Origin of the sequence: Lyngbya sp. CCY1209 (assembly GCF_035615495.1) — a bacterium.
Classification (GTDB): domain Bacteria; phylum Cyanobacteriota; class Cyanobacteriia; order Cyanobacteriales; family Microcoleaceae; genus Limnospira.
This window is the reverse complement of record NZ_JAJENU010000567.1, coordinates 1-15,475: the sequence shown is the minus strand read 5'-3', so window position 1 is coordinate 15,475 and position 15,475 is coordinate 1. Positions and strand designations below refer to the sequence as shown.

12 protein-coding genes are annotated in these 15,475 nt (G+C 52.1%); 7 read left to right on the top strand and 5 right to left on the bottom strand.

The window, feature by feature from the left end; genetic code table 11:
- Positions 1-119: 119 nt before the first annotated feature.
- The 4 genes from LKE08_RS19835 to LKE08_RS19820 form a co-directional block, all read right to left on the bottom strand.
- Positions 120-365, bottom strand: a complete 246-nt coding sequence (locus LKE08_RS19835) for a hypothetical protein (protein WP_324705985.1) — start codon at positions 363-365, stop codon at positions 120-122.
- Positions 366-419: 54 nt separating this feature from the next.
- Positions 420-926, bottom strand: a complete 507-nt coding sequence (locus LKE08_RS19830; RefSeq protein ID WP_324705984.1) for a spondin domain-containing protein — start codon at positions 924-926, stop codon at positions 420-422.
- A 99-nt stretch (positions 927-1,025) separates the two neighbouring features.
- The gene (locus LKE08_RS19825; RefSeq protein WP_324705983.1) at positions 1,026-1,259 is read right to left on the bottom strand and encodes a DUF4278 domain-containing protein; all 234 of its coding nucleotides are present in this window, start codon (positions 1,257-1,259) and stop codon (positions 1,026-1,028) included.
- 652 nt (positions 1,260-1,911) lie between these two features.
- A complete protein-coding gene (locus tag LKE08_RS19820) occupies positions 1,912-4,275 on the bottom strand; it encodes a VCBS repeat-containing protein (protein ID WP_324705982.1) in 2,364 nt (787 codons plus the stop codon).
- Between the two features lie 427 nt (positions 4,276-4,702).
- Between LKE08_RS19820 and LKE08_RS19815 the strand changes: the two genes are divergently transcribed.
- From LKE08_RS19815 to LKE08_RS19795, 5 genes are all read left to right on the top strand, one after another.
- The gene (locus LKE08_RS19815) at positions 4,703-8,287 is read left to right on the top strand and encodes an NB-ARC domain-containing protein (RefSeq protein ID WP_324705981.1); all 3,585 of its coding nucleotides are present in this window, start codon (positions 4,703-4,705) and stop codon (positions 8,285-8,287) included.
- 60 nt (positions 8,288-8,347) lie between these two features.
- Positions 8,348-9,112 carry a hypothetical protein gene (locus LKE08_RS19810; RefSeq protein WP_324705980.1) on the top strand — a complete coding sequence of 255 codons (765 nt, stop codon included), beginning with the start codon at positions 8,348-8,350 and terminating at the stop codon, positions 9,110-9,112.
- Positions 9,113-9,293: 181 nt separating this feature from the next.
- On the top strand, positions 9,294-9,752 hold the full coding sequence (locus tag LKE08_RS19805; protein ID WP_324705979.1) for an Lrp/AsnC family transcriptional regulator: 459 nt from the start codon (positions 9,294-9,296) through the stop codon (positions 9,750-9,752).
- Between the two features lie 37 nt (positions 9,753-9,789).
- A complete protein-coding gene (locus LKE08_RS19800) occupies positions 9,790-10,398 on the top strand; it encodes a LysE family transporter (protein WP_324705978.1) in 609 nt (202 codons plus the stop codon).
- 379 nt (positions 10,399-10,777) lie between these two features.
- Positions 10,778-11,437: a hypothetical protein gene (locus tag LKE08_RS19795; RefSeq protein WP_324705977.1), complete on the top strand. Its 660-nt coding sequence runs from the start codon at positions 10,778-10,780 to the stop codon at positions 11,435-11,437.
- Positions 11,438-11,459: 22 nt separating this feature from the next.
- On the opposite strand, the gene LKE08_RS19790 is transcribed toward LKE08_RS19795, so the two are convergent.
- Entirely contained in the window at positions 11,460-11,618 is a 159-nt protein-coding gene (locus tag LKE08_RS19790) for a hypothetical protein (protein WP_324705976.1), read from the bottom strand.
- A gap of 160 nt (positions 11,619-11,778) precedes the next feature.
- Here LKE08_RS19790 and LKE08_RS19785 point away from each other — a divergent pair, with 160 nt between their 5' ends.
- Together LKE08_RS19785 and LKE08_RS19780 are read left to right on the top strand one after the other, a co-directional pair.
- Positions 11,779-13,362: a hypothetical protein gene (locus LKE08_RS19785; RefSeq protein WP_324705975.1), complete on the top strand. Its 1,584-nt coding sequence runs from the start codon at positions 11,779-11,781 to the stop codon at positions 13,360-13,362.
- Positions 13,359-15,416 (top strand): DUF1802 family protein, encoded by a 2,058-nt coding sequence (locus LKE08_RS19780; protein WP_324705974.1) that lies wholly within the window; start codon positions 13,359-13,361, stop codon positions 15,414-15,416. Before LKE08_RS19785 ends, LKE08_RS19780 begins: the two co-directional genes overlap by 4 nt.
- Positions 15,417-15,475 lie beyond the last annotated feature (59 nt).

Sequence of the window (15,475 nt, the reverse complement as noted above, 5' to 3'; positions counted from 1 at the left end):
TCCCCCTTGCCAAGGGGGAGTTTGAGAAATTCTCCCCCCTTACAAAGGGGGGCTGGGGGGGATATTCCGTTACCTCTCGATCGAATAGAGACACCCCAAAAAATTTGATATCAACCGTTTCAAACCAAAGCCAGCCAATATTCCTCATCCCGAACCGCTCGGCGGTTTCGGAAAAGGCACGGTTTTTTTTCTTCCATTTCGATATAGGAAGAGGTGACTCTGCGATCGCGATCGACTGTGTAGATGGCGTGAACCATCAGTTCGCACACCAAACTGTCAGAATTGACGCACTGGATGCTGAAGCGTTCGTAGGTCGATCGCAAAAAGGCGGGAAGTTGACGCATCAAACCAAAGCTTCGCGTCACCTCATATTCGGGGGTGACGACCCCATTTTCAACTGCCCCGGTTTCGGGGATTTCCTAGCCGAAAAAGGCGGTGTTTTCCGGGATTTCGTCGTTGACTTCCGTGCCGGCATCCAAGACGTTATTTCCGGCGATAATAAAGTCGGCACCGATGAAGTTTCCTTCCCCGTCAAAAATGGGGTGGGCGCGTTCGTTGCCGTTGGCGATAAAGAAGTCGTTGCTGGGAATGATCATCGAGGCGTAATTGAAGAACGCGCTGCCCGGATCGTCGCTGTCGAGTTCGACGGTAAATGTGGCGATTTCGCCGGGGTCGATGAGTCCAGGAGTGTCCTCTGTGCCGACGATCGCACCCTGAACCGTCCCGAAACCCGCCAGGTCGAATTCCTCGGAAATGACATCGGTGGTTCCGTCTTCCGCCAGCCGTTCCAAGCCGGGGGAAGAGGGCCGTCCGCGATCGTAGGTGTCGAAAGTCCCGTCGTGAAATCCGAACCAGAGGGGTGTGAGAAATGTCCCGTTTTCGGGGGCTAAGTTTTCGACGGAAATAGTCACAGGAATCGTCGCCATTGTATTGCTTTCTAAAGTTTTAAAAAAGGGTTGCCATCGGTTGTTTTCAGGATTTCTGACAACCCGAATTTTGTGTTTTTTTAAAATGAGATTAATTTCTCAAATGAGAGACAAAAAAAGTTCCAAATTGTCGATTTTTTCTTGTCCGATCATTTGTTCGCGGTTTTGATAGGCGACTCCGCGATATTTAAAGCTCCGATCCGAGGGCGCGATCGCCTCCACGCCGTGCCGAGATTTATAGGTGATGCCGCGATATTTATAGGTGGATTGAGATGCCACTTGGGTGGAAGCAGAAGGAACGATGTAAGGTAAGCCACGATAGGTGAGTTGCATGATTGTCTCCTTGAATTTAGGAAGTCGAACTGATTGGCTGTTCGCTTGCTACTCAATATAACCAGTGCGATAAAAAGACTCAATATGAAAAGGTTTGGAAATGTATGGAGTTTGGAAAATTGCCCAAATTTTTCAATCCGATAGTTCTGCGGCTGAGAACAGACTGAAAAAAGAAGGGTGAATCCTGAGAATTAACTGAGAAATCGGTTGTCGGCGGGATTGCGATCGGCTTTTCAGTGTGATTTCGGTTACAAAGTTCGACCCCACGATTTTGGATGGGCGAGCGATCGCAATATTTCTTGACCTTTGATGGGATATATTTCTTGAGGAGATGTAGAAATGTTTGAAAAAGTATGGTTATGTAGGGTATCCCCCCAGCCACCCGTAGGGGCAACCTTATAGGGTTGCCCGCAGTTGCCCGATTTCCGAAAAAATCCCCCCATATCAAGGAATTGATACGGGGGGATAATATAGCACTACGAGAGTCGGTCAGGACATGACCGAACTCCCAAAGCCCTGATGGATGGGAATTTGACACGAGCTGACTGCTGAAAGCTGATAGCTTACTGCTATATAAGACGCGGTTTAATACCGTACAATCTTCCCAATTATCTTCGCCGGTAGGGGCGCTGCATCTTGCGCCCCAGGGGATTCAAAACAGCGTCATTTCATCGGTGTCCGCCAGAATCGGAAGGGTGCTGACATCGGCACGGCCGTCCAAATCGATGGGATTGAAGGCGAAATCCTCAAACCGCGGCGTGTCGATTCCGACTTCGAGTTGAACGGCGGGAAGCAGCAACTCGTCCGGACTCCCGTCCCCGTCGAGGAGTTCGTCGCCGGCGCCTTCCCAGTTCAAATGGTCGTCACCTTCGATGACGCCGTTGACAAAATTGACCGTGCCGTTATTTTCGCCGATGAAGGCGTCGAGGAAACCGTCGCCGTTGATATCCGCCAAAACGGGTGTCGCATTGATACCCACGTCCGGCAAATTGTCCGGCAACTGAATCGGATTGGGTGGGGCGGAATCGGGAGACGCCCCGTTGGCGATGGCGTTGGTGGACGTATTGATAAATAGGGGCGATGTCGGAGTTCCCAGGTTGATGAAATAGGTGCTGGTCCCGTCTTCCGTCCCGATAAAAGCGTCCAAATCGCCGTCATTTTCGGCATCGAAAAAGTCGGGCGCCGCCGCACCGGAAACGGCCGTCAGGCCGAAGGGATTGTTGTCGCCGCGGACGAAGTTGGGGTCTGTGGGAGTTCCGGTATTGCGGAAGAAAAGGGTCGTCCCGGTGGCGGTGCCGACGAATAAATCGGCGTCGCCGTCGCCGTCGATATCCGCGAAGGCGGGATGGGACAAACCGCCGCCGCCACTGATTCCGAAGGGATTGATGACGGGGGGCTCGAAACTGGCGCCGCTGACACTGCCGCGGTTGCGATAGAAGTGAATTCGGCCGAACGTATCCCCGGAGAACAGATCTTTGTCGCCGTCGCCGTCAATATCGACGAAAGTGGGGGTGCTGCGGTTGCCGACGTCGCGAATCACGATGGGGGCGTCGAAATCCGGAGCGGTTGCCGTGCCCCGGTTGTGGGCGACGGCGATGGTCCCGTCGTTGGCGCCGATGAACAGGTCGAGATCTCCGTCCCCATTTTCATCGACGAAGGTGGGGGCGCTGTTGAAACCGACGTCGATATCGCCCAAAGGGTTGTTTTGATTTTGGGGAGCGGGGGGTCGGAACTCGATATTTCCGAAGGTGTCGGGGTTGTCCGTGAAGAAAATATTCGGATCGTCGGTGGTGCTGTTAATATTTTCGGCATCGGAAGCAGTATTCTCGTTCAATAGGATGTTCGCCGCCGCGAAATCTTCTCCCAAAACGACGACCCGGCGATCGGAACCTTCTCGAACAAAGATCGCGCCGCCTTTACCCTGTCCGTCTTCAAATCCCGTCCCCCCCGTCGCGGAGTTGTTGTCAAACCGGACATTTTCTCCGAGGGTCAGCGTACCCGAGTTGACGAAGACCGCGCCGCCCAAACCGGCACCGCCGCCGCCGTCACCGCCGATTCCACCGTTGCCGGGACTGTCACCCAAGAACGTGATGTTGCCATCTTGACCGTCTTGGCCCCCTTCACCCCGTCCGGCAAAAGCACCGGAGGCACCCCCGGAACCCCCTTCGCCGCGAGAACCGGCACTACCCGTGCCGACATTGGCACCGCCGCCGCCGCCGCCGCCGCCACCGCCGCCGCCGCCGCCGAAGCCGCCATTACCGCCATTACCGCCATTTGCACCATCTTGACCTTCTATAAAGGCGGCAGAACCACCGGCGCCACCGCCGCCACCGCCGCCGCTGGCGCCCCCCGTTCCAAAAAAGATATTGGTCGTGATGGTAAAAACACCTTCTTCATCGGGTGGAGTCACGTCAATTACATTCCCGGGAAAGCCATTGGTGGGGAAGAAATCGAAATTGCCGCCGTTGCCACCGTCACCGCCGACAGCAACTTGGTCGAAACTCGGCAGGCTGAATGCCCCACCGTTGCCACCGTCGAAACCATCCTGGCCGTCACTGGAGTCGATGCCGCCCCGTCCGCCGTCGCCGCGTCCGTTGGAACCGTTGCCGCCGATCGCTTGGTTATTGCGGAGCACGACGTTTTCGAGGGTGACTTCGCCGCCATTGATGAATAGGGCACCGCCGAAACCCCCGCCGCCGCCGCCACCGCGCGAACCGTTGCCGCCCCGCGCCACTCCTTCGGTCAGGGTGAGATTTTCAAACCGAACGTTTGCATGGCCGATGCCAAACAATTGAGTGACGCTGTTGCCATCAATTCCGGAGAACTGCCCATTTCCATTGATTTCAAGATCGTTATTGATGTTGATAAATAATGGACTGTCGATCTCGACCATACTGCTGAGATTGATGGTGTCTGCTTCCGGCGTGTCCGCGGCGGCGGCGATCGCCTCCCGCAAGCTGGTCAAGCCGTCGGGTGCGACGATATCGAAGGTCGTATTGACGTTAAATGTTGCCATTTTTATTCTCCCTTATCCTATTGGACGGAACTGAAAATTTTATTTTTTTGCGTCCCCCCGTTTCCAGCGGGGTTTCAAAATCGGAAATCTTCAGTTGATACCAACATAGTCGGCAATCCAAAAATACTCAATATGAAAATGTTTGAAAAGGTATGGAGTTGAGAAAATAAATTGATGTCGTCCCCCTCCCTGAAAAGAAGCTGAAAAAATGGGTGTCGATTCTGAGAATTGACTGAGCGATCGCTCGTTGATCTGACTTCGATCCGGTTTCGAGGGTGATTTCGGTTACGAGATAACACTCGATGGTCATACGTCGGAGCCTTGGATTAACATTTCTTAATATTTTTCGGAAGATTTTTCTTGACAAGATTGGGAAAATGTTTGAAAACGTATGATTAAATATGATTCCCTCGGATAAGGAACGGTCATGAACGTCGAAGCAGCCTTGGCGATCGCGGATCGATTGGTTTTCAGCAAAACCGACAGACATCTGACAACCGTGCAGATGGAGATTTTTCGGGGGTCCTGGGCGGGTCAGAAATACGCCGACATCGCCGCCCACTGCTACTGTTCCGAAACCCACATCCGCATCGTCGGTTCGGAACTGTGGAACCTCCTCTCCCAAGGACTCGAAGAGAAGGTGACGAAGAAGACATTTCGCGCCACCCTCGAACGCTACAATCAGCAGGAATCCCCACCGGAACCGACTCCCGCAGAAACGACGGAAGCGCCCTCGCCGCCCCCCGCCGCGCCCCATAAAATGCGGGATTGGGGGGAAGCGCCCGATGTCTCGGTCTTTTTCGGGCGGACGGAAGAACAGGAAATATTGGAACGGTGGATCGCAGCAGAAAAAGTCCGCCTGGTGACGCTGTTGGGGATGGGGGGAATCGGCAAAACCTCCCTCGCCGCCAAGACGATTTTGGCGTCGGAAGCCGATTTTGACATGATGATTTGGCGCAGCCTCCGCAACGCCCCGGCGGTGGAGGATATTTTGGCGGATTTGATTCAATTTCTCGGCAATTCTCAGCAGGTGAGTCTCCCCCAATCTCCCGACGGCCGCATCCGATTGGTGTTGGATTTTCTCCGCAACCGCCGCTGTCTGCTGGTGCTCGACAACGTGGAATCGATCTTGCAGGGGGGCGATCGCACGGGGCGTTTTCGGGCGGGTTATGAAGGTTACGGACAGCTATTTCGGGCGATCGGGGAAACCCAACATCGAAGCTGTCTGATCCTGACTTCCCGGGAAAAACCCGCCGGACTTTCGGCCTTGGAGGGGGAAAATCGCCCGGTCCGCTGCCTGCCATTGATCGGTTTGCCTTCGGAGGCGGGACAGGCGATTTTTGAAACGAAAGGGTCGTTTTCGGGCACCGAGGCGGACTGGCAATTGTTGACCGATCGCTACGCCGGAAATCCCTTGGCGTTGAATATCGTCGCTTCGGCGATCCGAGATTTTTTCGAGGGCAATTTGGGGGAATTTTTGGAGGTGATCCGCCAGGGAGCGTTTATTTTTGACGATATTCGCGATTTATTGGACAGCCAATTTGAACGCCTCACGGAGTTGGAACAGGCGATCGTGTATTGGCTGGCGATCGAACGGGAACCGGTCCCCATATCGGAACTGCGGGAAGATTTTGTCGCCGCCGTTTCTCCCCAAGATTTGTTGCAGGCGATCGCATCTTTGCAGCGGCGATCGTTTTTGGAAAAAGTCGATAACTGTTTCACCCAGCAACCCGTGGTGATGGAATACGCCACCGATCGCTTCATCGATCGCGTCTGCGAGGAAATTCTCACCCAAAATATCGCCCTATTGCAAACCCACGCTTTGATCGAAGCCCAGACCAAAGATTACATCCGCGACACCCAAATTAACCTGATTTTACAACCCACCCTCGATCGCTTAAAGTCACAACTCGGGTCCGAAGATGCGATCGCCGCCATTTTGACCGAAATCCTGGACCGGGAACGGCAAAAACCCGCCCGCACGGTGGGCTATCTGGCCGGAAACCTCCTCAACCTGTTCCGCCAGGGCAAAATCGACATCGGCGGCTACGACTTCTCCAATTTGACGATCTCGCAGGCCTACCTCCAGGGGATGCCCCTGCGGAACGTGGATTTCACCGGTTCCGACCTCTCCAAATGCGTGTTCACCGAAACCCTCGGCAACATCCTCTCCGCCGCCTTCAGTCCCGACGGGAAAATCCTGGCCACCTGCGACACGGACTGCAACGTGAGGCTGTGGGAGGTGAAAACCGGCAAACTGCTGGGAATCTGCGAAGGTCACGCCAACTGGGTGCGATCGGTGGCCTTCAGCCCCGACGGGGAAATCCTCGCCAGCGGCGGCGCAGACCACACCGTAAAATTTTGGAACGTCCGGGACGGCATCTGTCTGAAAACCTGCACCGACCACGAAAATGAGGTGTTTTCCGTCGCCTTCGGCCCCGACAGCCAAACGGTAGCCAGCAGCAGCGGAGACGGGACGGTGAGGCTGTGGAATCGACTCACGGGGGAATGTTTGCAGACCTGCGGCGGTCACGAAAGCTGGATTCGGGCTGTCGCCTTCAGTCCGGACGGAAAGCGGGTCGCCAGCGGTGGCGACGATCGCACCGTCAAACTCTGGGACGCCTGCACCGGGGACTGTCTGAACACCTTGGACGGACACGGCGGTTGGGTGCGGGCCGTGGCCTTCGGCGACGGCGGAAAAATTCTGGCCACCGGAAGCGGCGATCGCACCGTCAAACTCTGGGACGTCCGCACCGGCGACTGCATCGCCACCTACAGCGGACACGGCGGCGGCATCTACTCCCTCTCCTTCAGTCCCGACGGCCGAATTCTGGCCAGCGGCAGCGGCGATAGCACCGTCAGGCTGTGGGACATCCAAACCGGCGAGTGCGTCAAAACCCTCTACGGACACACCAACCAGATCTTTTCCGTCGCCTTCAGCCCGGACGGTTACACCCTCGTCTGCGTCAGTTTAGATCAGCGGGTGCGCCTGTGGGATACCCGCACGGGGCGCTGTCTGAAAACCTGGTACGGCCACACGGACTGGGCGCTGCCCGTGGCGTTCTGCCCTCGGGGCCACCACCTCGCCAGCGGCAGCAATGACCCGACGGTGAAGCTGTGGAATTACGACACGGGGGAGTATTTGCGGGCGCTGCAGGGCCACCGAGATTTTATCTACGCCCTCGCCTTCAGCCCGGACGGCCAAATTCTCGCCAGCGGCAGCACCGATAATACCGTGCGACTGTGGGATGTGGACCATCAAAACTGCTTCCAAATCCTCCACGGACACGGGGATTGGGTCTACGGTGTCGCCTTCGATCCCGACAGTCGAACCCTCGTCACCGTCAGCGCCGATAATACCGTCAAATTGTGGGATCTCAAAACCGGGCAATGTCTGAAAACGATGCTGGGACACGCGGAGAAAATTTTGGGGGTCGCCTTCAGCCCCGACGGGGGGCGGATCGCCAGTTGTTGTTCCGCGAAAACCGTGCGGCTTTGGGATGTGAAAACCGGGGAATGTTTGAAGGTTTTATTGGGGCACACGAACCGGGTTTATTCGGTGGCATTTCACCCGGACGGAAAGCGCCTGGTCAGCGGCAGTACGGACAAAACTTTGAAAGTGTGGGATCTTGAAAGTGGGGGCTGTTTGAAGACGCTGGAAGGACACGAAAATTGGGTATTTGCGGTGTCTTGGAGTCCCGACGGAAAGGCGATCGCCAGTGCGTCCCACGATCGCACCGTGCGAATTTGGGATTTCGAGTCGGGCACCTGCCGCCACGTCTGCGCGGGACACGAACATTTGGTTTCGTCGGTGGCGTTTTCTCCGGAGGGAAAAATGGTGGCGAGTGGTTCCCAGGATCAGACGGTGCGGCTGTGGGATGTGGGGACGGGAAACTGTTTGAAAATATTGCGGGCAACCCGACTGTACGAGGGGATGAAGATCGGGGGGACGGCGGGACTGACGGCGGCGCAACAGGTGACGCTGAAAACCTTGGGCGCGATCGGCTTCTGATTTGAATAATCGACCCAATAATTTTAATATCATTTTGGACTTATTTACGATTGATATCTAATGACTAAAATTGTCATCCCCACCACGCCGAATGTCAGCCTGGTCGCCTTCTATAGCGATCGCAAATCCCCCGAACTCGCCCAACTGATTCGAGCCATCCAAACCCATTTGAGCGATCGCCTGGGGAACCGCTTTCGACCCGAACCCTTCCCCCAAATTCACGCCACAATCCTCGGCTGCGAAGGCCGAACAACGGCGGTGGGAATCCTCAACCGCTGGTTTTTGGAACGGCGACAGGAATATCGATATATCGATTTATCGGGATTTATAACCTTCGTAAAAATATGCGATCGCCTGCCGATGCCGATTCAATTTGGCGGCTACAATCCCGGGCAAGACTACGGTTTTTTGAGCCGAAACCTGCACCCCTTCGAGCGATCGTTTCAAGTCCAAGGTGACGTGGCGGTGTTGACGGGGTGGCCGCGTCGCCATGCAACTTTTCCCGACGATTTGGACGACTTCCGCCGCCGAGCCCAACCGTTCGGCATCCTCCACAAATATCACAATACCCCCGATTCTGTTGACAACGATTGTTACATGAGGGTGGGGACAATTTTGGACAAAATAGAAACCGAATTAATCCAAAAAATAGAAGCCGAAATTCGCGAGATGTTGCGACTTCAACCCGTCGAAATTGCGATCGACGCCGGGACGCTGCAATTTCTCGGATATCAGACATTACCGCCGCAACCCGAAACCACCGCGATCGCATCCCTCGGCGATGCCACCGAGGACCGCCTGAAAAGCTGGTATCCCCCGCTTTAGCCGTCGGCAGTCAGGCGACGGACAAGGGCCCCCACCTTGCCAAGGGGGGTCAAAAACAAATCTGACCTTACAATCCAAATCCGAATGGCAAGATAACGTTATTTTAATAAGCTCTGGGTTGAATGACTTAATTTTATTATGCTATACTGAAGCAAAACATAGGAAAACAAGGTTACGAGCCGTGGATGCCATCGATATCAAGGTCATTCAGTATTTAGTCACCCAGGGCCGGATCACCTGGTCCGAGTTGGCGAGTGTCCTGCAACTCTCGGCCCCCGCGACGGCGGATCGGGTGCGGCGCCTGGAGGAACGGGGTGTCATCCGCGGCTATACGGCGATCGTAGACCCGGAGGCCGTGGGATGCGGCTTGACCGCATTCGTCGCCATCACCCTCCAACAACCCAAATATCGCGCCAAATTTTTACAGCGAATCCAGGAATTATCCGAGGTAGTGGAATGTCACCACGTCACCGGAGACGACGACTATTTATTAAAAATTCGATGTCGCAATACTCGCGACTTAGAACGAGTCGTCAGCGAGGAAATAAAGGGACTTGCGGGCATTCAAAGAACCCGCACGACCGTCGTCTTATCGACCAACAAAGAAACCGCCGAACTCCCCCTCAACCCAACCGAGTAGCACAGGCATCCTGCCTGTCAAAAAAAGGATAAAAAAGATGAATATCAACTTTCTAGCCCAAGGTTTGCTGATCGGTTTTTCCATCGCCGCCCCCGTCGGGCCGATCGGCATTTTGTGCATTCGCCGATCGCTAACCCAAGGAAAAACGGTCGGTTTAGTGACCGGATTGGGTGCCGCCAGTGCGGATGCGGTGTACGGTGCGATCGCGGGATTCGGACTCACAGCCATCTCGAATTTATTGATCGACCAACAAATCCTACTGCGAATTTTGGGCGGTCTATTTTTATGCTATTTAGGATTAAAAACATTTTTCGATAAACCCGCCCGAGAAGCCGCGAATGTCAACCACGTCGCGGGCGCCTACGCCTCGACATTTTTCCTCACCCTCACCAATCCGATGACGATTTTTTCCTTCGTCGCCATCTTTGCCGGCTTAGGTTTGGCGGGTGCGAACAGCTATTTAGGAGCGAGTATTTTGGTGCTGGGGGTATTCTTAGGATCGGCGCTTTGGTGGCTGCTTTTGGTGGGTTCGATCGGGTTATTTCGGGACAAATTCGGCGATCGCGCCCTGCGCTGGGTGAACCGCATCTCCGGAGTCATCATCCTGAGTTTTGGAATGATCGCGATCGTCACATTGCTTTATTGATAACGTCAGCAACGATCCCCCTAAATCCCCCTTAAAAAGGGGGACTTTGAATGCAATTCTCCCCCCTTATTAAGGGGGGCTGGGGGGGATCGCCACCTTTGTTGAGGACGAAAAATTCCCCCAAATCCCCTTTCAAAAAATGGACTTTGCAGCCTCCAAGCTACCTCGTCAGCCCAGAACCCGCCGTCAAAAGTTCTATTTTTGATGTTACAGATCGCCTCGAAACTGCCTCTGTCAGAGAATTTGACAGGCTATTTGAGTTCGGCTTTTCCGGGTTTAGCGACTGGATGAAAGCCGAGTTACGGATTGTATTTTTTCCTTGGATTTGGGCAATTTTCATTCTACAATAGATGTATCCTTCCAAACGGGACGCGATCACATGGAACACACCACACCCGCAGCCGATATCAAGCTGCAAACCCGTCTGTTGCTGAATCTGTGGGATTTGGGAGGCGTGGGGGAGTTTGTAAAGAAAAGTGAACTCACCAACCGGGTGAAAAAAAAGGCCGAGAAGGTTTCCGATTATCAAAAAATTTACGAAACGTTAGAACAAGAGGGGACGATCGCGACAAAAACCGAGAAGCGATCGCGGCTGGTTTCCCTGACGGAGACGGGGTTGCAGAGACTCGCGGCGGGTTTGCAAGACCCGGATTTCGAGTACGATGCCGGCGAACCTGTCATCGGTTCCAGACATTTCAACGCCCTGCTGAAATGGGTTCGCGAGATGGGCGATCGGGCCCAGCCTGCAGGTGAAGGGGCGATCGCGACTTACGAAGCCTTTAAACCCGTCGTTTTGGAGGTTTATCACCGCCTCAACCGGGATTACAATTATGACGATTTGGTTCCAATTTACCGCATCCGGCGAGAATTGGGGGAACGGGTGGCGCGATCGCACTTTTCTGAGTGGATGCTGAAATTGCAAGTGGATGGCTTGTGGATCTTACAAGGGGGAGAAATGCCGGATATCACCCCCGAGAAAAAAGAAGATTCGATCTTGACATCCTTGGGAGAGTTACTCTATTACGCGACTTTGCTTTGAGAAATCCTTCAATGTCCTTATCTTAAATTCCGACTATGACTGCATCATCTACCGATAAAATTAATGCTGCGATCGCCAATTCCAACCCCTTTGAAACCCTGGCGATCGCCCGAGAGCAGGATGTTTGGGAATCCGGATTTCCGGATATTCCCAGCGTCAACGCCCAGGCTTCGGATGCCATTTTGCAAGCCCTCCAGGAGGTACGCTCCCCATCCTCAACACACCAAAAAATCAAAACTCGGGTGATTGTTGCCGCCAAGGGAAGGGGGAAAAGTCACACTTTAGCCCGTCTCCGCCAACACTGCGATCGCGAAAAAGAGGCCTTCTTTATCTATGCGGGGGTGGAACAATATTCCCTGAGTGCGATCGAGCAGGAATTTCACAAAACAGTTGTCACCAGTTTGGACAAAACGGGATCTTCCGGGGTGACTCAGTGGCAGGAACTCGCCACACTGATGGCGAATACTGTTTGGAAAGCAACCAACCCGAACTCCAAAACTGTCACCGAAAAGCAGTTGCTAAAAAGTGTTGAAAATCTTGGTCAAACCGAGGGAAAGACGCAGGAATGGGTCGAACTCATGACCGACAAGTTTAACAAAAACAAACCATTCGACCCGGATCTGATCAAGGCGATATTCTGGACGCTTTCAGATTCTCTGGGTCGCCACGCGGTCAAATGGTTGTCGGGTCAAGAAATTGCGCCCTCGAAAACCCAAAAACTCGATCTTCCAGCGTCATTTTTTGGAGTCGGACAAACCAAATATCAAATCTTTGACAATACGTTAAAAATTCTGAGTTTGATCGCCGAATATAAATCCATCTTGATCGGTTTTGATGAGTTGGACTTGCCCGATAGTCAGCGCAGTAAAGCCGGTTTGGCAAGGCCTCAAGTGGTGGCTCGATTAATTAAAATGATCGTCGATAAGCTGAGTTTATCTAAAACCAGTCATGGAGTCGTAATTGTAACGGTGATGATGCCGGATACTTGGACGCAAAAAGTAAAATCGATGCCGGGAGGTGTTCCAGATCGGGTGTCGGGAACTGAAAAGCCGATTCTGTTGCAGGGAATCAATGCCGATGCAGCCGTAGAACTGATCAAACTGTGGCTCGATGAATTTTATAAGAGTCGGAAATTGGTTCCCCCAACTCCCCTTTATCCTTTTGACGAACAGAAAATCCGCGCAATTGTGGCGGAAGGAAATTCGATTCGGCAGATGCTTCGCTGGTGTGCAGAAAAATTTCAAGCCACCGTGTCCGATGAGGATAAATTCGATGGTAAAAAGCCTCCAAAATCCGCGCCGAAGTCCCCGGTCGAGCAGGCTTACCAAAAAGAGTTGATCGCATTGGCAAGCTCGGTAGATAGTTGGCTGGATGACCAGTCAAAAATTGCTTCGGCGTTGCAGTTTGGATTTAAAGCGATCAGGGGAAAAATTATAAAAAATGTCAAGGTTGAGAGTATCGAAGCTGTCGAACCAAAATACAAAAACAAGGGTTATATTAACTTCAAAGTTGTCGGAACTGAAAATGGAACAACCGTAAAAATAGGAGTCTGCGTCCTGCAAAAATCATCGGGGAATTCCGTCGGTGCAGCCCTCAGCCGTCTGATCCGTTACAAGACATTTGATATCACCCGAGGTTGCTTGGTTCGTTCCAAGGAAATCAGTCCGAATGCGGCTAAAGCTCAAGAGTATGCCAACGAACTTGTATCAAAGTTAGGCGGTGAGTGGGTTTCCTTCGAGGCGGAAAATGTCAAACCCATTTTGGCTTTATTTCACGTTCACCAAGGTCGTGGCGATTACCAATTGACTGACAAACAGATTGTAGATTTTGCCCATCAAAGTCGTTTGTTAGTGGACAACTATTTAATTCGCGAAATTTTGAGCGCTCCGTCGGGTCAAGTTCCTGGTAATCTGGAGAAAGAATGAGTAATGCAATGATGATCGATACGGCGTTACGGCTTCCCGCGCCAGAGGTTGAGGCCCTGATTTCGGGGCGATCGCTGGTCGCTATGCCTTTACAATTTATCGAAGTGGGGGAATATGCCCTCTGTCCCGATCGCCCACTGATTCCAACCTCGTCGCCGAGTCATTACTACAAACCGGATTTTCTAGACCTTGCAAATACTCCGGCAAAACCGCAGGTCAAAGCGTGGGCAAAGTGCGATCGCTGCGAACTGATCGACGAGACAGAATCCCTCGAAAAGTTGTCCGATTTGACGCTCTGGACTCCCGCAACCTTGCGGGAAATTATCGCCGAACGGGAATTGATTTTTCTGGCTTATTTTCGGGTGTATTTGTTGCCGGAACCGTTGGAGGTTGAGGCGATCGATCCCGAGGATGAATTTATCCCGCTACTCTCCCCCATTTCCATTACAACAGCAAACCCAGTTTTCGATGATGACTCGTTCCGCGATCGCTCTGAACGATTGGTTCAACGTCACCTGATCGCATCAGTTCCAGATCCCGTAGATCAAGAAATCGACATCGCAGCCAGCATGATGGAGATTTCAGCCAGTCCGCCAGCCAGATCCGATTCGGATTTGGAGTGGATACAAACGATCGCGGATGTCGGCAATTCTAGCGACGGTCACGCCTTTGAAAAGTTGGTTCGTAAAAGTTTTATCAAACTCGGCTTTACCAATTCCAACACCGATCCAAAAATGAGTCTCGATCCCGAGGCGACAGGTGGCGCAGGTGGGCTAGATTTGTATTGTGAGGAACCTTATTCTGTTATTGGAGAATGTAAAGCAACTAAAAATGAGAAGGTTTCGGATGGTACACCCTCTCAACTGATCAAACTGGGTTATAAATTTTTCTCTAAAGAAAAGTATGATAACTCTATTAAAATCATTTTTGCAGGCGGAAAATTGACGAAAGATGCCAATCAAACAGCAGAGGGAAACCGTATCAACGTCATTCGTCCTGAGACTTTACAGCAGCTCATAGAAATAGCCGAAAATTATCCAGATTCTATTGATTTATCTCGACTCAAAGAATGCCTGGAAAATGGAGATTTTGGGGAAGCAGCCGATACCAAACTATCCCAGTTTATCGAGAAAGTTAATGGTGATATTCTCGAACTTTCATCACCTCCAGAAACAGCAGATCGAGAAACTGAGATTCAGCAAATCTTGATGAGGATTTCGGCTCAACAACAGTTAAGATCCGATCCGGATTTGGAGTGGATACAAACGATCGCGGATGTCGGCAATTCTAGCGACGGTTACACCTTTGAAAAGTTGGTTCGTAAAAGTTTTATCAAACTCGGCTTTACCAATTCCAGCACCGATCCGAAAATGAGTCTCGATCCCGAGGCTACAGGTGGCGCAGGTGGTCTGGATTTATATTGTGAGAAACCCTATCCTGTTGTCGGTGAATGCAAGGCGACTAAAACAGAAAATGTGCCTGACGGTACACCAGCTCAACTGATCAAACACGGCAATAATTTTTTAGGTAAAGAGGGGTATGAAAACGCTGTTAAAATTATTTTAGCAGCCGGAAAATTAAACTCATTTGCACGTCGGACAGCAGAGGGAAATCAGATGAACGTCATTCGCCCCGAAACTTTACAGCAGCTCATGGAAATGGCTGCAAAGTATCCAGGTTCTATCAATTTATGTCAGCTAAAGGAATGTCTTGAAAAAGGGAATTTTGGAGAAGCTGCCGATGATAAAGTATTAGAATTTATCGGTGATATAAAGAAAGAAATTAAACTGCGATCGCATTTAGTCTGTATTTGCAAAGAACATGATTTAAAGCCGGAAAAGCCGGAAAATATCGACTATATTAAGGGATCTTGTGGTTCTCCCGATAATCCCGAAGAACTTAAAAAGAAATCGAAAGATGAATTAAGAGAAATTCTCATCGAACTCTCATCGCCTCTGACGGGTTATCTCGGACGGATCAAAGAAGAGGGAAGTGACGAATATCAATTTTATTTCATTCGAGAGATGCCCGAGATCGACTCCCAATCCTCTTGAGAGGATTTTCGCTATGAGCTTGGGAATTTATTCCCAAGCGGGACTGACGAATATCAATT

Coding starts and splice junctions, on each gene's coding strand:
- LKE08_RS19820 (WP_324705982.1), bottom strand. CDS start 4,275: ATGGCAACATTTAACGTCAATACGACCTTCGATATCGTCGCACCCGAC.
- LKE08_RS19795 (WP_324705977.1), top strand. CDS start 10,778: ATGGAACACACCACACCCGCAGCCGATATCAAGCTGCAAACCCGTCTG.
- LKE08_RS19790 (WP_324705976.1), bottom strand. CDS start 11,618: ATGGCATCCGAAGCCTGGGCGTTGACGCTGGGAATATCCGGAAATCCG.
- LKE08_RS19815 (WP_324705981.1), top strand. CDS start 4,703: ATGAACGTCGAAGCAGCCTTGGCGATCGCGGATCGATTGGTTTTCAGC.
- LKE08_RS19825 (WP_324705983.1), bottom strand. CDS start 1,259: ATGCAACTCACCTATCGTGGCTTACCTTACATCGTTCCTTCTGCTTCC.
- LKE08_RS19780 (WP_324705974.1), top strand. CDS start 13,359: ATGAGTAATGCAATGATGATCGATACGGCGTTACGGCTTCCCGCGCCA.
- LKE08_RS19830 (WP_324705984.1), bottom strand. CDS start 926: ATGGCGACGATTCCTGTGACTATTTCCGTCGAAAACTTAGCCCCCGAA.
- LKE08_RS19800 (WP_324705978.1), top strand. CDS start 9,790: ATGAATATCAACTTTCTAGCCCAAGGTTTGCTGATCGGTTTTTCCATC.
- LKE08_RS19810 (WP_324705980.1), top strand. CDS start 8,348: ATGACTAAAATTGTCATCCCCACCACGCCGAATGTCAGCCTGGTCGCC.